The 23975-nt window shown below is 73.7% G+C and carries 22 protein-coding genes; 7 read left to right on the top strand and 15 right to left on the bottom strand.

Translation table 11 applies throughout. The features are described 5' to 3' along the window. Complete coding sequence (locus tag ACT17Q_RS04955) at positions 1 to 2124, top strand: alpha-glucuronidase (protein ID WP_444664982.1); 2124 nt, start codon at positions 1 to 3, stop codon at positions 2122 to 2124. A gap of 45 nt (positions 2125 to 2169) precedes the next feature. On the opposite strand, the gene ACT17Q_RS04950 is transcribed toward ACT17Q_RS04955, so the two are convergent. The 6 genes from ACT17Q_RS04950 to ACT17Q_RS04925 form a co-directional block, all read right to left on the bottom strand. Next, a complete protein-coding gene (locus tag ACT17Q_RS04950; RefSeq protein ID WP_444664981.1) occupies positions 2170 to 2880 on the bottom strand; it encodes a DUF624 domain-containing protein in 711 nt (236 codons plus the stop codon). 72 nt (positions 2881 to 2952) lie between these two features. Beyond that, positions 2953 to 4632, bottom strand: a complete 1680-nt coding sequence (locus tag ACT17Q_RS04945) for an ABC transporter substrate-binding protein (protein ID WP_444664980.1) — start codon at positions 4630 to 4632, stop codon at positions 2953 to 2955. Between the two features lie 107 nt (positions 4633 to 4739). Next, positions 4740 to 5630: a carbohydrate ABC transporter permease gene (locus tag ACT17Q_RS04940; protein ID WP_232514770.1), complete on the bottom strand. Its 891-nt coding sequence runs from the start codon at positions 5628 to 5630 to the stop codon at positions 4740 to 4742. Between the two features lie 47 nt (positions 5631 to 5677). Then, positions 5678 to 6682, bottom strand: coding sequence for an ABC transporter permease subunit (locus ACT17Q_RS04935; RefSeq protein ID WP_268531203.1), 1005 nt, complete (start codon positions 6680 to 6682; stop codon positions 5678 to 5680). 159 nt (positions 6683 to 6841) lie between these two features. Next, the gene (gene uxaC, locus ACT17Q_RS04930; RefSeq protein ID WP_444664979.1) at positions 6842 to 8281 is read right to left on the bottom strand and encodes a glucuronate isomerase; all 1440 of its coding nucleotides are present in this window, start codon (positions 8279 to 8281) and stop codon (positions 6842 to 6844) included. Between the two features lie 137 nt (positions 8282 to 8418). Continuing rightward, positions 8419 to 8865 carry a MarR family transcriptional regulator gene (locus tag ACT17Q_RS04925; protein WP_094180587.1) on the bottom strand — a complete coding sequence of 149 codons (447 nt, stop codon included), beginning with the start codon at positions 8863 to 8865 and terminating at the stop codon, positions 8419 to 8421. 63 nt (positions 8866 to 8928) lie between these two features. Between ACT17Q_RS04925 and ACT17Q_RS04920 the strand changes: the two genes are divergently transcribed. Together ACT17Q_RS04920 and ACT17Q_RS04915 are read left to right on the top strand one after the other, a co-directional pair. Then, positions 8929 to 9156 (top strand): hypothetical protein, encoded by a 228-nt coding sequence (locus ACT17Q_RS04920; RefSeq protein WP_444664978.1) that lies wholly within the window; start codon positions 8929 to 8931, stop codon positions 9154 to 9156. A 66-nt stretch (positions 9157 to 9222) separates the two neighbouring features. Further along, entirely contained in the window at positions 9223 to 9411 is a 189-nt protein-coding gene (locus ACT17Q_RS04915; RefSeq protein WP_094180589.1) for a CsbD family protein, read from the top strand. A gap of 138 nt (positions 9412 to 9549) precedes the next feature. On the opposite strand, the gene ACT17Q_RS04910 is transcribed toward ACT17Q_RS04915, so the two are convergent. Next, positions 9550 to 10365 carry an alpha/beta fold hydrolase gene (locus ACT17Q_RS04910; protein ID WP_268531199.1) on the bottom strand — a complete coding sequence of 272 codons (816 nt, stop codon included), beginning with the start codon at positions 10363 to 10365 and terminating at the stop codon, positions 9550 to 9552. Between the two features lie 142 nt (positions 10366 to 10507). Further along, the gene (locus ACT17Q_RS04905; protein ID WP_444664977.1) at positions 10508 to 11338 is read right to left on the bottom strand and encodes a hypothetical protein; all 831 of its coding nucleotides are present in this window, start codon (positions 11336 to 11338) and stop codon (positions 10508 to 10510) included. A gap of 147 nt (positions 11339 to 11485) precedes the next feature. Here ACT17Q_RS04905 and ACT17Q_RS04900 point away from each other — a divergent pair, with 147 nt between their 5' ends. Together ACT17Q_RS04900 and ACT17Q_RS04895 are read left to right on the top strand one after the other, a co-directional pair. After that, the gene (locus tag ACT17Q_RS04900) at positions 11486 to 12025 is read left to right on the top strand and encodes a type 1 glutamine amidotransferase domain-containing protein (protein ID WP_141318696.1); all 540 of its coding nucleotides are present in this window, start codon (positions 11486 to 11488) and stop codon (positions 12023 to 12025) included. 54 nt (positions 12026 to 12079) lie between these two features. Beyond that, positions 12080 to 12484, top strand: coding sequence for a Fur family transcriptional regulator (locus ACT17Q_RS04895; protein WP_280525798.1), 405 nt, complete (start codon positions 12080 to 12082; stop codon positions 12482 to 12484). A gap of 25 nt (positions 12485 to 12509) precedes the next feature. Here the strand turns inward: ACT17Q_RS04895 and ACT17Q_RS04890 are convergent, their stop codons facing one another. From ACT17Q_RS04890 to ACT17Q_RS04875, 4 genes are all read right to left on the bottom strand, one after another. Continuing rightward, positions 12510 to 13469, bottom strand: coding sequence for a metal ABC transporter permease (locus tag ACT17Q_RS04890; protein ID WP_444664976.1), 960 nt, complete (start codon positions 13467 to 13469; stop codon positions 12510 to 12512). After that, complete coding sequence (locus ACT17Q_RS04885) at positions 13466 to 14263, bottom strand: metal ABC transporter ATP-binding protein (RefSeq protein ID WP_094180593.1); 798 nt, start codon at positions 14261 to 14263, stop codon at positions 13466 to 13468. The genes ACT17Q_RS04890 and ACT17Q_RS04885 overlap by 4 nt, the downstream gene beginning before the upstream one ends. Then, on the bottom strand, positions 14260 to 15285 hold the full coding sequence (locus tag ACT17Q_RS04880; RefSeq protein WP_444664975.1) for a metal ABC transporter solute-binding protein, Zn/Mn family: 1026 nt from the start codon (positions 15283 to 15285) through the stop codon (positions 14260 to 14262). The genes ACT17Q_RS04885 and ACT17Q_RS04880 overlap by 4 nt, the downstream gene beginning before the upstream one ends. 154 nt (positions 15286 to 15439) lie before the next feature. Continuing rightward, entirely contained in the window at positions 15440 to 18472 is a 3033-nt protein-coding gene (locus ACT17Q_RS04875; protein ID WP_444664974.1) for a UPF0182 family membrane protein, read from the bottom strand. A 133-nt stretch (positions 18473 to 18605) separates the two neighbouring features. On the opposite strand from ACT17Q_RS04875, the gene ACT17Q_RS04870 reads away from it, so the two are divergent. After that, entirely contained in the window at positions 18606 to 19181 is a 576-nt protein-coding gene (locus ACT17Q_RS04870) for a PPA1309 family protein (protein ID WP_094180596.1), read from the top strand. A gap of 34 nt (positions 19182 to 19215) precedes the next feature. Here the strand turns inward: ACT17Q_RS04870 and ACT17Q_RS04865 are convergent, their stop codons facing one another. Next, positions 19216 to 20364: a YlbL family protein gene (locus tag ACT17Q_RS04865; RefSeq protein WP_444664973.1), complete on the bottom strand. Its 1149-nt coding sequence runs from the start codon at positions 20362 to 20364 to the stop codon at positions 19216 to 19218. Between the two features lie 43 nt (positions 20365 to 20407). Next, positions 20408 to 21376 carry a nucleoside-diphosphate sugar epimerase gene (locus tag ACT17Q_RS04860; protein WP_444664972.1) on the bottom strand — a complete coding sequence of 323 codons (969 nt, stop codon included), beginning with the start codon at positions 21374 to 21376 and terminating at the stop codon, positions 20408 to 20410. 192 nt (positions 21377 to 21568) lie between these two features. On the opposite strand from ACT17Q_RS04860, the gene ACT17Q_RS04855 reads away from it, so the two are divergent. Beyond that, positions 21569 to 23023 carry a zinc-dependent metalloprotease gene (locus ACT17Q_RS04855; protein WP_444664971.1) on the top strand — a complete coding sequence of 485 codons (1455 nt, stop codon included), beginning with the start codon at positions 21569 to 21571 and terminating at the stop codon, positions 23021 to 23023. Positions 23024 to 23028: 5 nt separating this feature from the next. Here ACT17Q_RS04855 and ACT17Q_RS04850 read toward each other — a convergent pair whose 3' ends face one another. Continuing rightward, positions 23029 to 23742, bottom strand: a complete 714-nt coding sequence (locus tag ACT17Q_RS04850; RefSeq protein WP_444664970.1) for a YgjP-like metallopeptidase domain-containing protein — start codon at positions 23740 to 23742, stop codon at positions 23029 to 23031. Between the last annotated feature and the right edge of the window lie 233 nt (positions 23743 to 23975).

Here is a 23975-nt window from a genome sequence, read left to right as displayed (position 1 = left end):
GTGACGACACGTCCGACGAGCCCGACGGGCCGGCCCTGGCACGCGGCCTGGCTGCCCGACGAGGCGCTCCGCCCGGCCGGGCGACGGCGCGTGCGGCTGCTGGCCGACGGTGACGACCCGGTCCTGACCACCCTGCGCGACGAGCTCGCGCGGGCCACCGGGCTCCACGGCGGCGCCGTGGTGCACGACGAGCGCGCCCACCTGACCCTCGCGCTCGCGTCCGACGCGCGCGTCCTGCCCGCGCTGAGCGGCGCGGCAGGACGCGCGCTGGACCTCGCGCGACGGCCGGGCGTCGACGGCGAGCTCGGCCGCCAGGGCTTCGTCGTCGGACGGGACGGCGAGACCCTCGTCGTCGTCGCCGCGACCCCGGTCGGGCTGCTGGCCGGGTGGCACCACGTCCTGCGCACCGGCGAGCCGCTGTTCGACGGGCCGCTGTTCGACGAGCAGGTGCTCGACGAGGTTTCCGGGCTCGTCGACCACCTGCCCGCCGTCGCGATCCGCAAGCTCGACCACTGGGACAACATCGCCGCGGACTCCCCCATGGGCCCGGTCGAGCGCGGGTACGCCGGCGCGTCGCTGTGGTTCGCCGACGGTCGGCTGCGTGACGACCTCACGCGAGTGCACGACTACGCGCGCCTGCTCGCGCACGTCGGCGTCAACGCGGTGTGCGTCAACAACGTCAACGTGCACGAGCGCGAGTCGGCGCTGCTGACGTCCGGGCTGGACCAGGTGGCACGGCTGGCCGAGGTGTTCCGCGCGCAGGGCATCCGCACGTACCTCGCGGTGGACTTCGCCGCGCCGATCACCTCGGGTGCGCTCACGACGAGCGACCCGCTGGACGACGACGTGCGCGCCTGGTGGGCGGACGCCGCGGCCGGGGTGCACGCGGCGGTCCCGGACTTCGGCGGGTTCGTCGTCAAGGCGGACTCCGAGGGTCGCCCCGGGCCGTTCGCGTACGGCCGCTCGCACGCCGACGGCGCGAACCTGCTGGCGCGCGCGCTGGCCCCGTACGGCGGCACGGTGTTCTGGCGCGCGTTCGTGTACGACCACCGCCAGGACTGGCGGGACCGGAGCACCGACCGTGCCCGCGCCGCGTACGACCACTTCACCCCGCTCGACGGGCAGTTCGACGAGAACGTCGTCGTGCAGGTCAAGCTCGGGCCGGTCGACTTCCAGGTGCGCGAGCCCCTGTCCCCGCTCATCGCCGCGATGCCGCGCACCCGCCTGGCGATGGAGCTGCAGGTCACCCAGGAGTACACCGGCCAGCAGCGGCACGCGTGCTACCTCGCCCCGCTGTGGCGCGAGGCGCTCGACTTCCGGCCGTGGGGTCCGCTCGACCCCGCGCGGCCGGGCCGGACCGTCGCCGACGTCGTGCGCGGGGACGGGACGCTCGCCGGCGCGCTCGTCGCGGTGGCCAACGTCGGCGACGACCCGTTCTGGACCGGGCACCCCCTCGCGCAGGCCAACCTCTACGCGTACGGCCGGCTCGCGTGGGACCCGACCCTCGCCCCGTCGGCGCTGCTCGACGAGTGGCTCGCGCTGACGTTCCCCGGCTGCGACGAGCGCGTGCGCGCGACCGTGCACGCGGTCCTCGACGACTCGTGGCGCGTCTACGAGAGCTACACCGCGCCGCTCGGAGTCGGCTTCATGGTCAAGCCGAACGGCCACTACGGTCCCGACGTCGACGGCTACGAGTACTCCCCGTGGGGCACGTACCACTTCGCCGACCGTGACGGCATCGGCGTCGACCGCACGCGGGCCACCGGCACCGGCTTCACCGGCCAGTACCCGGCGCCCTGGTGCGACGTCTACGAGTCGCTCGACACGTGCCCCGACGAGCTCCTGCTGTTCTTCCACCACGTGCCCTACACGCACGTGCTGCACTCGGGCTCGACGGTGGTCCAGCACGTCTACGACACCCACGTCGCGGGGGCGCAGGCCACCGAGCGCATGCGCGAGACGTGGCGCGAGGTGCGGGGGCTGGTCCCCGACGCCGTGCACGCCCGCGTCGCGGAGCGGCTCGACGAGCAGGTCCGCTCCGCCGCCGAGTGGCGCGACCAGGTCAACACCTACTTCTGGCGCAAGTCCGGCATCCCCGACCCCGCCGGCCGCGTCATCCCCTGACCCGTCCCCGCCCCGGCCCGGTCCGCAGTCGGCGGAGGGGCGGGCTCAGTCGGTCGGGGACGTGAAGCGGGCGGTGACGTCGGCGACGACCGGCGTGGCGGTGCGGACCAGGGACGCCACGGCGAGGGTCGCGAGCGCCAGGACGAGGCGGTCCGTGGTGACCGTCGCCAGCGTCGCGCCCAGGACGACGAGCGTCAGGTTGCCGAGCGCGGCGACGGGGCGCGCCGCGAGGTAGTACGCCGCCAGCCGCACCACGTCCCGGGTCCGGAACGCGAACAGCGACGACAGCACGAGCGCGTTGCCCGCCCACACGAGCAGCGCGACGGCCACCACCAGCGACGCGACCGCCCAGCCCTGCCCGACGACGGCACCGGCGTGCAGGACGTCGACCGCCAGCAGCGCGAGCACGACGAGCATGGGCACCCACCACGCGAGCACGTCCCGCCACGACAGGCGGTAGCCGCGCCAGAACCACGACGCGGGCGTGAGGTCACGCTGGTCGGGGGGCGAGACGAGGTAGGCGCGCCAGGCGTACGTCGCGGCGCCGAGCGCGGGTCCGAGCGGTACGAGGCACAGCGCGACGAGCGGCGCGTTGGACACCGAGCGGTCGAGCAGGACCAGGGCCAGCAGCCCGGGCAGCGCCGTGAGCAGGATCAGCAGCTCGATCACCAGCGCCCAGTACACCGCCGCCGACCAGCGCGACAGCGGTCCACGGCCGATCTCGGAGGCCGGGGTGCTGCGGTCCGTCACGGTCACGGTCCCTCCTCCTGACGCGCGGTGGCGGCCGGTGGCGGCCCGGGCACGCACCCGGACCGCCACCGGAGGCCGTCAGCCCTGCGCGCGCTCGAGCGCGGTGTTGAACGTGGCGACGTACTGGTCCATGTTCAGCGCCTTGAGCTCGCCGACGAACGCGTCCCACTCGGACAGGGGCCGCTTGCCGAGGATGAACGCGGCCGTGCCCTGCGTGACCGCGTCGTTGAGCGACGTCTGCCACAGGTTGACCTGCTCCTGCTCCATCTCCTCGAGCGGCGCGGCGGGTGCGAGCGGCAGCTCGGTCTTCGTCGACATCTCCTCGACGAACTCCTTGACCTCGTCGGAGGACGTGGACGCGACGAGCTCGTCGGACGACCCGTTGGCCAGCATGAACACACCGTTGCTGAAGCCGAAGTCGGCGTTGAGCAGCTTCGGCGCACCCGGGTTCAGGCCGTTCCAGTCGACGTCGTCGGCGAGCGTGCGGGTGTCGCCGTCCTTGGTGTACGTGGTGCCCTCGACCCCCCACTTGGCGAACTCGATGCCCTCGTCGGAGTAGTACAGCCAGTCGACGAACTGCAGCAGCGCGAGGAAGTTCGGGTTCTCGGCCGCCTTGGCCGACAGCATGAAGCCCGGACCGGTGCGGCTGCCCGCCGAGACGTTGTCGCCCGCGGGGCCGGACGGCACGCGCAGCAGCCGCAGCGTCGCGTCCGTGCCGGCGTCCGTGAAGGACGTGCGGTACGTGGTGATCTCCTGCGTGTTCCCGGAGATGGTGAGCGACTCGCCGGACGTGAACTTCTGGATCGCGGTGTCGTCGTCCTGCGTGATCGACTCGGGGTCGAGCAGACCGTCCGCGACGAGGCCCGCGAAGTACTCGACGAGCTGCTTGTAGCCCTCGGTCGCGGGCGCGTACTGGTACTCGCCCGACTCCTCGTCGTACCAGAGCCCGTTGCCGAAGCCCCACCCGGCGACCGTGCCGAAGTTCGGCGAGGCGATCTGCAGCGTCGCGCCGAGCGGGACGTTGTTGGTGGTCGACCAGCGGTCGGACATGGGCCACGCGTCGGGGTTCTTCTGCTTGAGGGTCGCGAGGTCGGCCTTGAAGTCGTCCCAGGTCTCGGGCGCCTCGGTGATGCCCGCGGCGTCCCACTGGTCCTGGCGCGTGACGATCGAGTACTGCGGCTGCGGCGACTCGAACAGGCCCGGGAGCATGTAGTACTTGCCGTCCACCTGGCGCAGGTTGTCGATCGCCTGCTCCAGGCCCCAGTCGGCGACCTTCTGCTGGAAGTTCGGCATGTACTGCACGTAGTCGCTGATGGGCAGGAGCGCACCGCCCGCGACGAACTGCGTCTCCTGGCCCGGGTAGGTCACCGGGATCAGGTCCGGCGCGTCGCCGGCCGAGATGATGAGCGACTTCTTCGCGTCCCAGTCGGACAGCGGGGCGCTCGTGATGTCGAACGACACCTTGGTGTTGGCCTTGAGCTCCGAGAAGAAGAGCCAGTCCTTCTTGAGCGGGTAGTTCGGGTGGTCCCGGTACAGCAGCGAGAACGTCACGGGCTCGGTCGCGACGAACGGCGTGCCGGCGGCGAAGTCGGCCATCGCGCCGACGCTGTGCTCCTCGTCGATCGTGACGCCGCTCGCGGTCGCGTCGCCTCCCGTCGCCTGTGGCTCCGGGTCGTCCGACGAGCACGCCGCGGTGAGCGTCAGCACGAGCGCGGCCGCGGAACCGAACGCGACTACGCTCTTCTTCGTCGATCTCATGACCTTCTCCTTCTCCGGTGGAACTTCGTCGTCCTGCTCGGTGCTGGGAATGCGAACGGGGTCGAAAGGGCGCACGCCGGGTTCACGGCCCGGCGTGCGCCCGCTCGTCATTGCTTGACCGCGCCGAGCATCACGCCCGACACGAAGTACCTCTGGATGAACGGGTAGAGGCACACGATCGGCAGGACCGTGAGCAGCATCGTCACGGACTGCACGTTGGAGGCGATCTGGGTCGTGTTGTCGAGGCTCCCGCCGGCGACGGTGGTCCCCGACGTCACGCCCGCCATGAGGTTGCGCAGGTACACCGTCACCGGGTAGTTGTGCGGGTCCGTCATGTACAGGTAGGCGGAGAACCAGCTGTTCCAGAACGCCACGGCGTAGAACAGCACCATCGTGGCGAGCACGGCCTTCGACAGCGGGATCACGATCCGGAAGAAGATGCCGTACGTCGACATGCCGTCGATCGCGGCGGCCTCCTCGAGCTCGTCGGGGAAGTTCTCGAAGAACGACTTCATGACGAGCAGGTTGAACACGCTGATCGCGTTCGGCAGCACGATCGCCCAGATGGTGTCCTTGAACCCGAGCGTGTTGATGAGCACGTAGTTCGGCACCAGGCCGCCGTTGAAGAACATCGTGAGCACCGCGACGCCGATGAAGAACGTGCGGCCCTTGAGGTGCTTTTTCGACAACGCGTACGCGTACGTGGTGGTGAGGGCCATCGCGATCGCGGTGCCGACCACCGTGTACACGACCGTGTTCTTGTAGTTGACCCAGAACATGTCGTCCGACATCACGACCTGGAACGTCGTGAGGTTGAACCCGCGCGGCACCAGGTTGACCTGGCCCGAGTTGATGTAGCCCTCGGAGCTGAACGCCTGCGCCACGATGTTGACGAACGGGTACAGCACGAGCGCGCACATCACGAGCAGCAGCGCCGCGTTCGCGACGCGGAACGCGGTGTAGCCCGCCCCGTCGCGCGGGCGCACCCCGCGCGGCACCCGCGCGCGCGGCCGGCCGAGGTCGACCTTCCTCGTCGTCACGTCGCTCACCACAGCGAGGCCCCCACGGTGCGCTTGGAGATCGCGTTGGCCGACAGGATCAGCGTCAGGCCGATCAGCGCCTCGAACAGCCCGATCGCGGTCGCGTAGGAGACGCTGTTCGAGACGATGCCGACGCGGTACAGGTAGGTCGAGATGACGTCGGCCGTCGAGTAGATCACCGGGTTCTGCAGGAGCAGGACCTTCTCGAAGCCGACCGCCATGAACGAGCCGATGTTGAGGATGAGCAGCACGATCATCGTCGGCCGGATGCCGGGCAGCGTGATGTGCCACGTCTGGCGCCACCGGTTGGCGCCGTCGATCCGCGCGGCCTCGTAGAGCTGCTCGTCGATCGTCGTGAGCGCCGCGAGGTAGAGGATCGTCCCCCACCCGACGGTCTGCCACACCTCGGAGGTCAGGTAGATGGGGCGGAACCAGTCGGGATCCTGGAAGAACGCGACAGCGGTCCCGCCGAGCGACGTGACGACCTGGTTGACCGTGCCCTTGGCGGCCGTGAGCTGGAAGACCATGCCGGCCACGATGACGACCGACATGAAGTGCGGGAGGTAGCTGATCGTCTGCACGGCGCGCTTGAACCGCCGCGAGCGCAGCTCGTTGAGCATGAGCGCGAGGACGACCGGCAGCGGGAAGACCACGACGAGCGTGAGGCCGCCGAGGACCACCGTGTTCCAGAACGCGGACCAGAACGCGGGGTCCTGGATGAACATCCGCACGTAGTACAGGCCGACCCACTCGTCGCCGAAGATGCTCGAGCCGGGCCGGAAGCGGCGGAACGCCACGACGTTGCCGAGGATCGGCAGGTACCGGAACACCGCGAAGAAGACCAGCGGGAGCACGAGGAACGAGTACAGCCGCCAGTCGCGGGCGAGCGCCTGGCGCCACGTGCGACGCGGTGGTCGGTCGAGGCGCGGGGGCCGCGAGCGTGCGCCCGGCCACCTCTGCGGCGCGCGCGGCTCCACGACGCTCGTCGCGCCTGCGGTGTCGCTGACCATGGGGCGAAGCTCCTCTCACCTCGTCGTGAGCCGGCAGGTCCTGATGCCGCCGTCCGGTGTGCCGCCGATGTCCCGTGACCGCGCGGGGCAAATCGGATGGCTAACGGTTGCCACGCATGTTGCCACAGGGGGTGCGGCGTGTACACCCTGCGAACCGCGTCAGATGGGTCGCTGGTACGACGCGAGCGGCAACCGGTACGCGAGGTCGACCGCCGTCTCGTGCGCCTCGTCCAGGTCCAGCCGGTGCTCCGCGACGAGCCGCGCGAGGAACCCCGCGTCCACCCGGCGCGCCAGGTCGTGCCGCGCCGGGATCGAGCAGAACGCGCGCGTGTCGTCCACGAAGCCCGTCGTGTTGTAGAAGCCCGCGGTGTCCGTCACGGCCTCGCGGAACCGCCGCATCGAGTCGGGGGTGTCGAGGAACCACCACGGCGCTCCCAGCCGCATCGCCGGGTACACGCCCGCGAGCGGTGCGAGCTCACGCGAGTAGGCGTCCTCGTCGACCGTGAACACGACCAGCCGGAACCGGGGATGGTGCCCGAACGCCTCGAGCAGCGGGCGCAGCCCGTGCACGAAGTCGGTCGCCACCGGGATGTCGTAGCCCACGTCCGGTCCGCGCAGCGCGTCGACCTGCGTGTCGTACCCCCGCAGGACCCCGGGATGCAGCTGCATGACGAGGCCGTCCTCGCACGACGTCCGCGCCATCTCGAACAGCAGGTGCCCCGCGAGCGCGCCGGCCTGCGGCTCGTCGAGCGCGCGCCCGGCCTCGGCGGCACGCAGCGCGGCGACGACGAGCGCGTCGGCCTCGTGGTCGTCGAGGCGCTCCGCCCGCAGCGTCCGCATGCCGTGGTCGGTCGCGAGCGCACCGCGCTCGACGAAGTGGCCCCGGCGGACCGCCAGCGCCTCGACGAGCGTGCGCGCGTCGCGCACGCGCACCCCGGTGAGCTCGTCGAGCCGCGCGACGCGCTGCCCCCACCCGGGCGCCGCGGCGTCGAGCAGCGCGTCCGGCCGGAACGTCGGCACGACCCGGCCCGGCAGCCCCGCGTTCTCGAGCGCGGCGTGCGCGTCGAGCGGGGCGGTCGCGTCGTCGGTCGTGGCGAGCAGCTCGAGCTGGAACCGTTCGAACAGGGCACGCGGCCGCGTCTGCGGCTTGGCCAGCGCCTCGGCCATCTGGTCGTAGGTCTCGTCGGCGGTCTGCGCCGACGGGCGCACCGTCACGCCGAGCACGTCCACGAGCTCGTGCTCGAGCCAGAACCGCGTCGGCGTGCCGCGCAGCACGTGCCAGCGCGAGGCGACCTGCCGCCAGATCTCGCGCGGGTCACGCTCGACGGCGCCGCCGTCACGGCGCGGGACACCCAGCGCGTCGAGGCTCACGCCCTGCGAGACGAGCAGCCGCAGCAGGTAGTGGTCGGGTACGACGAGGAGCGCGGCGGGGTCACGGAACGGCTCGTCGGCCAGGAGCAGGTCCACGTCGACGTGGCCGTGCATCGAGACGAGCGGCAGGTCCTGGGTGCCGGCGAGCAGCTCGCGCGCGATGGCCCGGACGGTGGGCTCGGCCGGCAGCGCCCGGTCGGGGTCGAGGGTCAGGGCGGGGCGCGTCACCGCGGTTCCTTCCGGTCGCGGCCGGACCTCGTCGTCCGACTCTCTGCTGCAAACGTTTGCCATGCGAGTTTGTCACTTTCGCCGACATCGGCGCAACCAGGCACGTCACGCGACGGACGCACGCTCGGACGGCGCGCTCAGACCGCCCGCTCGCACGCGTCGAGCATGCGCAGCGCGGCGTCCCGCACCCGCGCGGCCTCGTCGACGTCGATCCCCAGCCGGTCGAGCATCGCGGCGGGCACGCCGACGGCCTGCGCGCGCATCGCGGCACCCGCGTCGGTGAGCTCGATGAGCAGCGCGCGCTCGTCCCGCTCGTCCGTCCGGCGCGCGACGAGCCCACGGTCCTCGAGCCGGCGCACGAGCGGCGACGCGGTGGCCGGCTCGAGGTGCAGACGCCCGGCGAGCCCCGCGAGCGACATCGGCCCGTGCTGCCACAGCGCGAGCATCGCGAGGTACTGCGGGTGCGTCAGGCCGAGCGGCTCGAGCAGCGTGCGGTAGGTCCCGACGAGCGCACGGGCGGCGGCGGACAGCGCGAGGCACACCTGCGCCTCGAGCGCGAGAGGGTCGTCGGTCACGCGCGTCATCCTAGGTCGATCGTGAGGGCACTTATAGTGAGGGCACTTATCACCGTCGCCAGGAGGCACCGCATGTCCCGCTCGCCGCGCACCGGTCGCGCGTTGACCGACTGGCTCGCGCGTCACCTCCTCGGCCCCGCGCAGGTCGGCGACAGCCGCGAGCCCGCACGCCCGACGACCGAGCAGGAGCACGCCCGCGAGCAGGAGCTGCGCAGCACCCTCGTGCGGGTGCAGGACGCCAACGGACGCACCTACCTCGTCGAGCGGTCCGCCACCCAGCCCGACGAGCGCGACGTCTGACGCTCGCCGCGCGCCCCCCGCGGCGAGCGGTTACGTTCGAGACAACCACGAGGGAAGGACGACGCGATGGGTCTCGACGACAAGATCAAGCACCAGGGCGAAGAGCTCGCGGGCAAGGCCAAGGAAGGCCTCGGCAAGGCCACGGGCGACGAGGACACCGAGCGTGAGGGCCGCGCCGAGCAGGCCGAGGCCGGCGTCAAGCAGGCCGGTGACCACGTGAAGGACGCCGCGAAGGACGTCAAGGACGCCTTCTGACGGCAGCCGAGCAGACCTGGGCGCTCCCAGCGGGCGACCAGGACGCGACGAGGGCGGGACCACGCGGTCCCGCCCTCGTCGCGTCTCAGGCGAGCGCGGCAGCCCCGCTCGTCATCGCGCGTGCGCGCTCGGCGCGCGTCACCCGTGGGCGAGCTCGGCGCGCAGGAGCGCTGCGGTGGCCTCGGCGGCGATCTCGTGCCCCGCACCGCCCGGGACCTCGACGTACCGGGCGGCCGCCAGCTCGCCCGCGAGCGCCGCGCCCGCCGCCCGCAGCGTCGGCCACGTCTGCGCACCGCACACCACGAGGGTCGGGACCGCGAGCGCACACATCGCGGGGGTCGGCACGTTCGGGGCGGCCGTGATCGTCGCGTCGTACACGCACGTCTGCGCCAGCTCCTCGAGCGCGTGCCAGCCCGGTGACCGTCGCGCCTGCTCGACCATCGCCGCCGGCAGGCCGATGACCTCGCGCTGCATGGTGGCGACGGCGTCGCCCAGGTGTCCCTCGGCGACGAGACCGGCGAGCCGGCGCGGCACGTCCGGCGCCGCGGCGGGCAGGCCCGCGAGCGAGAACGGCGCCTCGTACAGCACGAGGGCCGTGACGGGCAGGCCGGCCGCCGCCGCGTGCAGCGCGAGGTTCGCGCCCGACGAGAAGCCCAGCACCGCAGCGCGGCCGCCCTCGGCCGCGACCACCGCCTCGAGGTCCTCCACCTCGCGGTCGACGGTGTAGGAGAACGCCTCGTGCGGGACGATCGCGTCGCCGCTGTCCCCCCGCCCCCGCCGGTCCACGAGCACGGTCGTGAACACGTCCCCGAGGAGCTCGGCCAGCGGGCGGAACACCTCACGCGTGGTGAACGCGCCCCCGACCATCACGAGCGGCGGGCCGACGCCCGAACGCTCGTACGCGATCGTCGTCCCGTCGCCCGACCGAGCCGTGCAGAGCTCACCCGCGGTCATGAGCCTTCCCTCCGCCCCCGGGACGCCGATGTCCCGGTCCCTGCGTCCACCGTAGGACGCACGCGACGGGACGACGAGGTTCCTGCACCCGGTTGTGGACGACGAGGCGTCAGCTCCGACCCGGCACCGGATCGGCGCCGGGTCAGTCCTGCGCGGCGTCGAGCCCGAGCAGTCGCCGCCACGCGCGGTGGTGCTCCACGCACACGCAGCCCGGCGCGTCGAACGCCGACGCCACGAGCGCCGCCTCGCGCTCGAGCACCGCCGCACCCTCGTCGACGAACGTGAACTGCGCTCCCCCGGCGACCTCGGGCGTGTCCGTCTCCACCCCCACGCTCCACGCGACGCCCGCCGCCTGTGCCGCGGCGACGGCCGGCCGCGCGAGCGCGACGATCCCGTCGGCGCCGGCCGCGTGGTCCGCGAACGCGACGACCACCACGCGCTCGACCCGCCGCAGGACCGCGTCGAGCAGCGTGCCCGGCTCGTCCGGGGCGGGCACGGTCGTGAGCCACCACGGCGCGTCCGCCCCGAGCGGGACGTCCACGGCCGCGCGCGTCGCGTCGAGCACCGCGAGCCACGCGCGCGCGCCCGGGGCCGGGTCCGTCTGCCACGCGGGCAGGGTCCACGGCTCGACGTCGAGCTGCACCGCGTCGAGCGCGCCGCCCGCCGAGCGCAGCGCGGCGTCGGCCCACGTCGCGGCGAGCGCGGGCTGGTCGAGCCAGCCCGGGTCGCCGCCGAGCGCACCCACGGCGACGCCCGCAGCGCGCAGCGCGCGCGCCGCGTCGCCGAACCACTCCCCGACGGGCCCCTCGTCGGCCGCCCACGGGGCCGCGAGGTGCACGCGGCCCAGCCCGCGCGTGGCCGCGAACGCCGCGAGCGGGGCAGGTGCGGCCGGCGCGTACCCCCGCCCACGCGCGTCGTCCTGCTGCGACACCGGGTTGTCCCACGCCCACATCGACCCCACCGCGCTCGTCATGGCGCCACCGTGGCACGCGGCGCGACGTCGCGCGCGGCGGGCGCACGCCGCGCGCGGCGGGTGCATGTGGCGCGCGGCGTCGCCGCTCGACGTGCCGACCCGGACGGGGCGTGCCTAGCCTGACCTGACCGACCACGAGGAGGACCCATGTCGCTCGACGACCGCACCGTCGCCTTCCTGCTCACCGACGGCTTCGAGGACAGCGAGCTCACCCACCCGTGGGCGGCCCTGACGGACGCCGGAGCGCGCGCGTCGCTCGTGTCCCCCACGGACGTCACGGTCGTCGGGAAGAACGGGTACGAGCAGAACGTCGACCTCCCGGTCGCCACCGCCGACGCCGCCGACTTCGACGCGCTCGTGCTGCCGGGCGGCGTGGTCAACGCGGACGACCTGCGGATGTCGCAGGACGCCGTCCGGTTCGTGCGCGAGTTCGTCGACGCGGGCAAGCCCGTGGGCGTGATCTGCCACGGCGCGTGGGTCCTCGTCGAGGCGGACGCGGTCCGCGGGCGGCGCATGACGAGCTACCCGTCGCTGCGCACCGACCTGACGAACGCGGGCGCGCAGTGGGTGGACGAGCAGGTCGTCGTCGACGGGCCGCTCGTGTCCAGCCGGACGCCCGACGACCTGCCCGCGTTCGGCGAGGCGCTCGTCGAGGCGGTCGGCGCGGGAGGCACGTCCCGGGGCTGACGCCGTCCGGCACGGCTGCGCCACGTAGACTCGGGCGACCCCCGGGAGGTGCACGTGATCGGTCAGCGCACGACGCGCCAGCGACGCGCGATCGGCCAGCTCATGGACGAGCTCGCGGACTTCCGCAGCGCGCAGCAGATCCACCAGCTCCTCGCGCAGCGGGGCGAGGACATCGGCCTGGCGACGGTGTACCGCACGCTCGGGGCGATGGCCGCGAGCGGCGAGTTCGACGTGCTGCGCACCGCGACCGGCGAGACGCTGTACCGCCGGTGCGAGCGGCAGGGGCACCACCACCACCTCGTGTGCCGCAGCTGCGGGCGCACCGTCGAGGTGCAGGCCGCCGCGTTCGAGACGCTCGTCGCCTCGCTGTCCGACGAGACGGGCTTCGTGGACGTGTCGCACACGCTCGAGCTGTTCGGCACGTGCGCGACGTGCGCCGAGGAGCTCGCGACCTCCTGACGGGGCCGACGAGGGACGCGGCCGTTCAGGCCGCGACGGCCTGCGTCCTGCGCGCCCAGCCGCGCCGCGTGCGCGCGCGTCCGACGAGCCGGCACACGACGTAGATGACGAACGAGATCGTCGTGACGTACGGGCTGATCGGCACCGAGCCGCCGAGCGCGAGCAGGATCCCGCCGACCGCGCTGGTCATCGCGAACCCCACCGACAGCAGGGGCACCACCACGGGCGACGCCGACACGCGCGTCGCGGCCGCGGCGGGCGTGATCAGCAGGGACAGCACGAGCAGCGCGCCGACCACCTGCACCGCGAGCGCGACCGCCAGCCCGAGCAGGAGCATGAACGCCAGACCCAGGGCGCGCGTCGGCACACCGCGCGCGGCCGCCACGTCCGGGTCCACGCTGGCGAACGTCAGCGGGCGCCACATCGCGAGCAGGCCCGCGACGACGAGCGCGGCGACCACCAGGAACACCGACAGCCGGGTCGAGTCCACCGCCACGACCTGCCCCGTGAGCAGCCCGAACTTGTTCGCCGCACGGCCCGGGTAGAGCGCGAGGAAGAGCACGCCGAGGCCCAGCCCGAACGGCATGAGCACGCCGATGATCGAGTTCCGGTCGCGCGCACGCGTGCCCAGCAGACCGATCACGACCGCCGCGACGACCGAGCCGAGCACCGCGCCGAGCATGACGTCGACCGACAGCAGCAGCGCCGCGGCCGCGCCCGCGAACGACAGCTCGCTGATCCCGTGCACCGCGAACGCGAGGTCGCGCTGCATGACGAACACCCCGACGAGACCGCCGACGAGCCCGAGCACCGCGGCCGCGATCAGCGAGTTGTGCACCAGGCCGAGCAGCGCGCCGTAGTCGCTGAAGTCGAACACCCGCCGCCACCAGTCGTCGGCGACCTCCGCCCGCACCCCGGCGGCCGCAGCGCTCGTCAGGCTGCTCGTCAGGGCGCTCGTCAGGACGCTCGTCGCGAGCACGCTCATGCCTCGGCCTCCTCGACGTGGTGGTGCTCGTCGTCGCCGCCGACGATGACGACGCGCCCGTGCGAGCGCAGGACGTCGACGGGCGTGCCGTAGAGCGCCGTGAGCCGGCTCGAGGTGAGCACCTCGTCGGGCGCGCCGATCGCGTGCCCGGCGGGTCCCAGGTACAGGACGCGGTCCGTGTACGGGAGCACGGGGTTGATCTCGTGGGTCACGAACACCACGGCCGTGCCCCGCTCGCGGCGCATGGCGTCGATCAGCGCGGTGACCTCGTGCTGGTGGCGCAGGTCCAGCGACAAGAGCGGCTCGTCGCACAGCAGCAGCCCGGGCTCGGTGCCGAGCGCCTGCGCGATGCGCACGCGTTGCTGCTCACCGCCCGAGAGCATGCCGAGCGGGACGTCCGCGTACGACGTCGCCCCGACCGCCGCGAGCAGCTCGTCCACCCGCGCACGCGTGCGGCGACCGCCGACACCCCACCGGTCGCCGTCGAGGCCGAGCCGCACCAGGTCACGCGCACGCACGGGCGTCGCCGGGTCGATCAGCCGCTGCTGCGGGATGTACCCGACCGCGCGGCTGCCGCGGCGCGGCGGGCGGCCCAGGATGCTCAGGCGCCCACCGTCGAGCGGCGCGAGCCCCAGGATCGCGCGCAGCAGGCTCGTCTTGCCCGACCCGTTGGGGCCCAGCACGGTGAGGAACTCCCCCGGTCGCACGACGAGGTCGAGGTCCGACCACACGACGCGCGGCCCGTAGGCCAGCCGCGCCCCCGCGAGCTCGAGCGGCGCCGCCGGTGCGCTCACGCGAGCGCCTGGGCGAACGCGTCCAGGTTCCCCGCCATCCACGACACGTAGTCCTCGCCCTCCGGCAGCGTCTCGGTCACGTCCACGACGGGGAGCCGCCCGGCCTGCGCCGCCTCGAGCACCTGGTCCGTCTGCGGACCCGTCGTCTGCTCGTTGTACACGAGGAACGCCACCTGGGGCGACGACACGAGGTCGAGCATCTCGCTCATCGCGGCCGGCGGGACGTCGGTCTCCTCCTCGACCGCCGCCGAGAACTGCGGGGGCGTGCGGTCCACGAGCCCCGCCGCCTCGACGAGGAACAGCGGGACCGGCTCGGTCGCGAGCACCTCGGCACCGCCGTGCTCCTCGGCGAGCCGCGCGGCCCGCTGCTCGAGCTCGGCGAGCCGCCCGACGAAGGCGTCCGCGTTGGCCCGCAGCTGCGCCGCGTGCTCGGGTGCGAGCGCCGCTAGCTCGTCCGCGACGTCCAGGGCGACCGCCTCGACCGTCGGCAGGTCGTACCAGACGTGCTCGTTGCCCTCGCCGTGCGCGTGGCCGTCCTCGGCGTGCGTCTCCTCGGCGTGCGTCTCCTCGGCGTGCGTGTCCTCGGCGTGCGTGTCCTCAGCGGGTGTCGCCTCGGGCGACTCGTCGGCGTGCGCGTCGTCGGCCGCGTGGGAGTCGACCGCGACGACGACCGGCGGCGCCTGGTCGAGCGCGTCCAGCAGCTGCGACGCGAAGTCGTCGTAGCCCCCGCCGTTGACGACGACGAGGTCGGCGCGCGACATCGCGAGCTCGACGCGCGCGTTCGCCTCGAACGAGTGCGGGTCGACGGACGGGTCGTCGACGACCGACGTGACCTCGACGAGGTCGCCGCCGACCTGACGCACGACGTCGCCCCAGACGTTGGTCGACGCGACGACCGACAGCGTGGCGTCGTCGGACGCGCCGTCGGGCCCGTCGTCCGACGAGCAGGCGGCGAGAGCGAGGGCAAGGACGAGGGCGCCCGCCCCGGAGCGGGCGAGCGAGGTGGCGGCGCGGGCACGCATCGAGGACCCCTTTCACGGTGCCGCACCGTGCGGCCAGCGATAACGATAGCAGTTCCCAATAAGGATCTGGACCGTGCGACCCCGGTTCCTCGGAGACCGACGAGGGGGCCCGCGCCCACCCGGGCACGGACCCCCTCGTTCGTCGGGTCGGTCGTCAGCTGCCGGCCGTGGCCGTCGGCGCCGGCGCCGCCGCCTGCGTCGGCGTCACCGCGGTGCCGCCCTCGAGCCTCGCCTCGGCGTCGAGCGCGTCCGCGATCGCCTGGTCGAGCGCGTCCTGCGACTCGCCGTACGCCGCGAAGTCGCCCTCGGCGAGAGCCGCCTGACCCTCCTGGATCGCGACCCGCGCCCGCTCGAGCGCGTCCGCCAGGTCCGCGCGCGCCTCGGCGTCGGCGTCGCCGGGCTCCTGCGGCGTGGTCGGCTCCTCGGGCGTCTCACCACCCGTCCCCGGGTCCTCGCCGGCCGGCGGGGCGCCGGGGTCGGTCTCGACCCCCGAGTCCCCGTCGAACACGTCGTTGAGCGCGCCGTCGAGCGTCTCGGAGATCGCCACCTCGTCGCCGAACGCGACGATCACGCGCTGCAGCAGCGGGAACGTCGTCCCCTTCTCGGCCTGGAGGTACACCGGCTGGACGTAGAGCATCCCGTCGCCCACCGGGAGCGCGAGCAGGTTGGCGCGCACGATGTTCGCGCCGCCACGACCCAGCAGCGTGAACTCCTCGGCGACCTTCGAGTCGGTCGTCATGTTGTTGTTCACCTGGCCGGGGCCCGGCACCGAGCCGTCCCGCGGCAGCTCCAGCAGCCGGATCTTGCCGTACCCGGGCGCCTTCGTGCCGTCCTGCGACCCCGCGTCCGCGTCGACCGCGATGTACCCGCGCATCACGTTGCGGGCCTGCTGACCGAACGGGATGAACGTGGACGTGAGCGAGAAGCTCGCGCTCTTCTGCTCGGGCATCCGCAGCGTCATGTAGTACGGCGGCTGCGCGACGTTGCCCGCGGTGTTCGGGTCGTCCGGGACGGCCCAGAAGTCCGTGCCGGTGAAGAACTGCTTCGGGTCGCTCACGTGGTAGCGGGCGAGCAGCTCACGTTGCACCTTGAACAGGTCCTCGGGGTAGCGCAGGTGCGCCATGAGCTCGCCCTCGATCTCGCTGAGCGGCTGCAGCGAGGTCGGGAAGATCTCCTGCCACGCCCGCAGGATCGGGTCCTCGTCGTCCCACGCGTACAGCGTCACCGTGCCGTCGTACGCGTCGACCGTCGCCTTGACCGAGTTGCGGATGTAGTTCGCGGTCTTCGGCTGCAGCGCCTGGACGGTCTGCGACGACTGCGTGAGCGAGTCGACCGTCGCGTCGTCGAGCGTGACCTGCGCGGCGTACGGGTACTGGCTGCTCGTCGTGTAGCCGTCGACGATCCACACCACACGCCCGTCGACCACGGCCGGGTACACGCGCCCGTCGAGCGTCAGGTACGGCGCGACCTTCTCGACCCGGTCACGCGGGCTGCGGTCGTACAGGATCTGCGACTGCTCGTTCACGCGGTCCGAGAACAGGATCTGCTCCGAGCCGAACTTCACGGCGTACAGCAGCTTGTTCCACGCGTTGCCGACGCTCGGCCCCGCCGAGACGTCCTGCGTCGGGAAGCGCGTGTTGACCGAGCCGCCGCCGTCGTTCGTCGGACGGTCGAGCTCCCAGTCCGAACCCTCGGGGCCGCCGACGATCGAGTACTGCGGCGAGCCCGGGCTGAAGTAGATGCGCGGCTCGTACTCGCCCAGCACGCCCTTCGACGGGATGCCGCTCTCGAGGAACGACGGGGCGCCGCGTGCCGCGGTCCGGTTGCCCGCCGCGGCGACCACGCCGTAGCCGTGCGTGTAGACCGTGACGTCGTTGGTCCAGTTGCGCTGCGACGCCTCGAGACCGCTGAGGTTGAGCTCGCGCGCGGCGATCACGGTGTCCTGGCTCTCGCCGTCGATCTCGTACCGGTCGACCGAGAGCGTGTCGGGGAAGCTGTAGAACGTCGTGACCTGCTGCAGCTGCTTGAACGACGGGCTGACGACCTGCGGGTCGAGCAGACGGATCGACGCCGCGGTCTCCGCGTCGTCGCGCAGCGCCTGCGGCTCCGCCGTGACCTTGGCGTCGTACTCCTTCACGTCGACGTCCTCGATGCCGTACGCGTCGCGCGTCGCCTCGATGTTGCGCTTGATGTACTCCGCCTCGGCGTCCTGCTGGTTCGGCTGCACCTGGAAGCGCTGCACGACGGCCGGGTAGATGCCGCCGACGGCGATCGCCGCGACCACCATCAGCCCCACGCCGATCAGCGGCATGCGCCAGTTGCCGCGCACCGCCGTCACGACGAACGTGACCGCGACGAACACCGCGATGCCCGCGAGGATCGCCTTGGACGGGATCACCGCGTGCACGTCCGTGTACGCGGCGCCGTCGAACTTCTCCGCGGTCTTGGTGAGGATCGAGTAGCGGTCCAGCCAGTAGTTGGCGGCGACGAGCAGCATGAGCACCGCGGCGATCACCGACAGCTGGATGCGCGCGGCCCGCGTGGTGCGCGGCATGTCGTTGCTGCCGCCGATGCGTAGGCCGCCGTACAGGTACTGGGTCGCGAGCGCCGCGACGCCCGAGAGCACCGTGACCGCGATGAGGAACGACACGACGAACCGGATGCCGGGCAGCACGAACAGGTAGAAGCCCAGGTCGATGCCGTACTGGGGGTCGGCCGTCCCGACGTGCTGCGCGTGCATCCAGAGCTGGACCGTGTCCCAGCGCTGCGACACGGCGGCACCGGCGAACAGTCCGAGCAGCGCGGGGGCCACGATCATGACGAGCCGGCGCAGCGGCTCGATGGCCTCGCGGTACTGGTCGAGGCTCGCCTGCTCGGGCGTGGACGGCGCGTACACGGGCCGGGAGCGGTACGCGTACCGCATCGTCAGCCCCACCGCGACGGCCATCGCCAGGAAGCCGACGACGAACAGCACGGCGCGCGTGCCCCACTCGGTGCGCAGCACCTCGATGAACCCGAGCTGGTCGAACCACAGCCACTCGGTCCACACCTGGGCGAGGATCAGGACGAGCACGACGATCGCGCCGAGCACGATCAGCGTCGGGACGAGCGCACCGCGCCGCCTCTCGCTCGGACGGCCGGCTGGTCGGCCGGCGCTCGGGTTGCGGGGTGTGCTGGCGAAGCTCACGTCGGTGCGGTCCTCGTCGTCTCGGTGTCGTGTACTCGTCCAGCCCAACGCGGGCGGACGGGCCCAGGTTCCCACACGCCCGGTCCGAGGTGTCAGGTCCCGCCGCGGCGGCGCACGGTGCGACGATGGCCCGGTGAACCCCAGCACGACGCCGCCCGCCGCCACGCCCGCCCCCGACGCCGCGACGCGCGCGCTCGCCGACGCCGTGCGCGAGATCGAGCACCACGTCGCCGCCGCCGGCTGGGACGCCCCCGTGCGGGTGTTCGCCCTGGTCCGCACGCAGGCGGCGCTCGCCGCGGAGCCCTCGCTCGCCGCACAGCTCACGCCGCAGACGCTCGCCGCCGCGCAGGCCGAGCCGTGGCACCTGACGTCGATCGAGCAGGAGGGCCTGCCCGACGCACCGGACCTCGAGACGCTCCTCGCGGGGCTGTCGTGGCCGCAGACGGTCGACGGCGTCGCCGTGACCGCCGAGCGCGTCGTGCTGCCGCCCGCCGCCGAGGCGCAGATGCCCGCCGACCCCGACGAGGCGCTCGCGTGGCTGCTCGCCCACCCCGACCGCGAGGACGTGCGCCTCGCCGTGGGTGTGCTGCGCGAGGGCCCGACGTGGTGCGCCGTGCGGCAGCGTGCGCACGACAGCGACGACCAGGTGGGCCAGGGTGCCGACGTGGTCCCGGGTCTGCTGGAGGCGCTGCGCGCGACGCTCGCCTGAGCCTCGCCCCGCCGCCGGTCCCGCGTCCGCCCCGTCAGGACCCCGCGGGCTCCCCCGTGCACGTGGGCAGCGCGTCACCCTCGCCCTTGCCGATCGCGACGAGGTCCGTGTACGCCTCGTGCAGCGTCGCGACGCGCACCACGCGCAGCCCGTCGGGCACGTGCCCGACGACCTCTGCGCAGTTCGCCTCGGGCGCGAGGAACCACCGGGCACCGTCACGGTGCGCACCCGCGAGCTTCTGGCGGATGCCGCCGATCGCGCCGACCCGACCGACCACGTCGATCGTCCCCGTGCCCGCGACCACCTGGCCGTTCGCCTCGTCCTGCGGCGTGAGCAGGTCGATGATCCCGAGCGCGAACATGGTCCCCGCGCTCGGGCCGCCGATCCGGCCGGCGTCGATGGTCACGTCGACCGGCATGTCGAAGTCCGGGTCGATGTACACGCCCAACTGCGCGCGACCGTCGTCGCCCGCGGTGGTCTCGACCGTGAGGTCGACCTCCTCGCCCTGGCGGCGCACCGTGACCGTGACGTCCGCACCCGGCTTCACCGCGGCCATCGTCGTGACGAGGCTCTGGTAGTCCGGCAGCGGCGTGCCGTCGATCGCGGTGATGATGTCGCCGTCCTCGAACACGCCGTCCGCACCGGTGTCCTCGACGGTGTCCGCGACGACGAGCGTCGCGGGCACCGGGCGGCCGAGCTCGGAGAGCGCCGCCACGGCCGCGTTCTCCTGCGAGGACACCATCTGCGCGGTGTTCTCGCGGTCGATGTCCTCCTGCGACTCGTCCGCGTCGGGGAACAGGATCTCGCGCGGCTGCACGACCGACCACGGCGAGAACCACCCGCGCAGCACGCGCAGCGTGCTCGACGGGTACCCGGGCCCTCCGGTCGCGGACACCGTCGTGAGGCGCAGCTCGCCCGTCGAGTCGTACGTCGGCGCGCCGTCGATCGTGATCAGCGGCTTGTCGTCGACCTTGGCCAGCACGTCCTCGGTCGGGCCCGGGCTGGTCACCGAGTACGGCGCGGGCAGCACGGCGACCGCCGCGAGCAGCACCGCGGTGGCGAGCATCGACACCGACAGCGTGATCGCGCGGCGGCTGGGCCGCTCGGCGACGACGGGCGCGGGTGCGCCGAGCGCGTCGACGGCGGACGCGGGTGCGGGCGGGGTGACGTTCTCGTCGGGCACGTCGGCATCATGCCGCACGCGCGTGTGTGCGACACGCGGGCGGTCAGCCGCGACGCCGCGCCTGCCGCCAGATGGCCGCGGTGCCCAGCAGCGCGACCGCGGCGCCCGCCGCGCCGAGCGCGGCCGCGTCGCGCCGCTCGACCCGGCGCCCGCCGAGCGCGAGGCGCCCGCGCACGCCCTCGAGCAGCACGTCGAGGGCCTCGGCGCTCGAGTACCGCGGCGTGAACCCCGCGGCCGTGAGCCGGTCCGCCGCCACCGTCCACGGGTAGACCACGTACGCGAGCTCGGCCGCCGGCGCCGGCAGGACGCCGACGCGGTGCAGCCGCTCGGCCGTGCCGAACGCCGTCGCGGGCGCGAGCGCGACCGTCCGCATCCCGGCCACGGCGCTGACCTGCTCGGGCGTCAGCGTGTCCGGCGGCCCGACGGTCAGCGCGTGCTCGACCGCGAACACCGTCGCGGCGCCCACGTCGTCGACGTGCACGAGCTGCCACGGCCGCTCCACGCCCCGCACGACGAGCAGGCGCGGCGCCTCGAAGTGCCGCGTCACGAACGTGTCGGTGCCGCGTCCGACCATCGCGGCGGGCCGCAGCACCGTCACGCGCGGTGAGCGGCGGCGGGCCGCGCGCGCGACGACCGCCTCGACCGCGAGCAGGTGACCGACCAGCCCGTCCGGGACGGCGCGCGCACCGGTGAGCACGGGCTCGTCGTCGTGCAGGACCGGCCGGTCGGGGTGGGCGCCGTGCACGAGCGCCGACGTCACGACGACCACGTGCTCGGCCCGCACCTCGCGCGCCGCCGCGAACGTGCGCTGCGCGTGCGCGACCGCGGGGGCGTGCCCCTGCGGCCCCCGGCGCCCGGCCACGGACGCGAGGTCGCCCGGGTGCGCGACGAGCACGACGACACGCGCGCCCGTGAGTGCCGACGCGGGCGCGGCCGTCGGCACCTCGTCGACCGCGCGGGCCCGCGCTCCCCACGCGGCGAGCACGCCCGCCGCGACGGGTCCCGTGCCCACGACGACGACGTCCGGCGCGCTGCGCCCTGAGCGAACCTCTCGACCCGCCATCGACGAACTCCTCGGTCACGTGGTTACCGTGGGGCCAGCCCGGCCAGACCGCGACCGAATCGTCCCGACCCGGCCCGCCCGACCCCGCCGTCCCGGTGCCCGTCGGCGGTGTCCCCGCAGTCATCCTCCCAGGAGGCGCACGTGAGCCCGGACCACAGCGACCCGACGCCCGAACCGACGCCCGAATCGACGCAGCCGCCGTGGGAGCAGATGCTGCGCGCGCTCCTGGGCGACCGGGCCGACGAGGCGATCGCCGAGATGCGGGCGCGCGGGATCGACCCGGAGGCGCTCGGCGCGGCGGGCACGCTGCCCACCGACCCCGCCGCGATGCAGCAGGTCCTCGCGCAGGTGCAGAGCCTGTTCGCGAGCGGCGGCGACGAGCCGGTCAACTGGCAGATGGCGCACGACCTGGCCCGGCAGCAGGCGTCCGTGGGCGGTGACCCGTCGCTCACGCCCGCTCGCACGCGTCAGGTGCTCGACGCGCTGACGGTCGCCGAGCTGTGGCTCGACGCCGCGACCGACCTGCCCCCCGCGACCACACCCGGCCGTGCCTGGAGCCGCGCCGAGTGGGTCGAGGCGACGCTCCCCACGTGGCGCACGCTCACCGAGCCCGTCGCGTCGTCGCTGTCGACCGCGCTCGTCGACGCTCTCGGCGGGGAGCTGCCCGAGCTCGGGGCGGGCGACGACCTCGACGAGCAGATGCGCGCGCTCGGGCTGCCCGGCGGTGCGCTGCCCGGCGGCCTCGCGCCCAGTCAGCTCCTGCGGCGGCTCGGCTCCGCGGTGTTCGGGCTGCAGGTCGGCCAGGCCGCCGGCACGCTCGCACGCGACGTGTTCGGCACGACCGACATCGGCCTCCCACTGCTCGAGGTGCCCGCACCGGTGCTGGTGGCGTCCAACGTCGACGCGTTCGCCGAGGGCCTCGATGCGCCCGTCGACGAGGTGCGGCTGTTCCTGGCGCTCCGCGAGGCCGCCGCGACGCGGCTGTTCACGCACGTGCCGTGGCTGCGCGCGCACCTGCTCGCGCTCGTCGAGACGTACGCGCGCGAGATCACGATCGACGTCGAGCAGCTCGAGCAGGCGGTCGGCTCGATCGACCCGACCGACGCCGAGGCCCTGCAGAGCGCGCTGTCGAGCGGCGTGTTCGCGCCGCAGACGACCCCCGCGCAGCGGGCCGCGCTCGAGCGGCTGGAGACCGCGCTCGCGCTCGTCGAGGGCTGGGTCGACGAGGTGAGCGCGGCCGCCGCGCTCGCCCACCTGCCGCACTCGGTCGCGCTGCGCGAGATGATCCGCCGTCGCCGCGCCGCGGGCGGACCCGCCGAGCAGACGTTCGCCACGCTCGTCGGGCTCGAGCTGCGGCCCCGACGGCTGCGCGAGGCCGCGGCCCTGTGGGCGCACATCGAGCGCACCGAGGGCGGCCCCGCGGCGCGCGACGCGGTGTGGGACCACCCGGACCTCATGCCGACCGCCGAGGACCTCGACGACCCCGCCGGCTACGCCCGCCGCCGCAGCGCCGCGGCCGACGAGTCCGCCGACCTCGACAAGGCGCTGGCCGAGATCCTCGGCGAGGAGCCCCCGCAGGACCCCACGACCCCCTGACCCGGTCAGTCCGTACCGTCTCGGTCCGTGCCGTCGGCCGCGGGCGGGCGGTCCGCAGCCGCGCCCTCGAGCGCGCCCACGTGCGCCTCGACCCGCTCGGCGTCCTCGGTGTCCTCGGTGTCCTCGGTGTCCTCGGTGTCCTCGGTGTCCTCGACATCGTCGTCGTCGGGCGCCGGGTCCTGCGGGCCGCGCTCCTCGCGGTAGGAGTAGCCCTCGAGGAAGCCCCGCGCACGCTGGGTGCGGGGATAGGCGTCGAGCTCGGCCCAGAACTCCGGCCCGTGCCCCGGGTGCAGCAGGTGCGTCAGCTCGTGCAGCAGCACGTAGTCGAGCACCCAGCGGGGCATGCCGCGCACCCGGTCGGAGATCCGGATCGAGCCGTCCGACGGCGTGCAGGACCCCCAACGGCGCCCCTGGTTCGACGACCACCGCACGCTCGTCGGCACCGCCCTGCCCTGCAGGTACCGTGCGGACAGCTCCGCGGCGCGCGAGACGAGCTCGTCGTCCGACGGCCGGCGGCGTCGCTCCTGCGTCGCGAGGCGCAGGAGCATCCGACGCACCCACTCCGCCTCCTGGGCGCGCGTGAACCGCGCGGGGATGGCCACGACCGTCCGGCCGTCCTCACGCCAGGCCGTCACGGTCCGCACGCGCCTGCGCGAGCGACGGACCTCGACCTCGTGGTCGACCCCGCCGATCGTCGACAGGTCGTACGTCGGGTGCACAGCCGCACGCTAGCGTGCCACGCCCACACGGACAGCCCCCGCGCGCCGCGGTGCCGCACGCGGCCACCGAACGGCCCCGGCGGGCCGCCCGCCGTCACCCGCTCGGAGGAACCGGGACGTGCGAGATCGCCGACACCGGCCCGCGACACGCGCACATCGGCGGGACGACGCGGATCGGCCACTACTGTGGAAGGCGCTCGGGCAGGTCACCGCTCTGCCCGGCCATCGCCGCG

This window comes from Cellulomonas sp. CW35, assembly GCF_052378485.1.
GTDB classification, from domain to species: Bacteria; Actinomycetota; Actinomycetes; order Actinomycetales; family Cellulomonadaceae; genus Cellulomonas; species Cellulomonas uda.
Note: the sequence above shows the minus strand (reverse complement) of the source record. Positions and strands in the feature narration are given on the sequence as shown.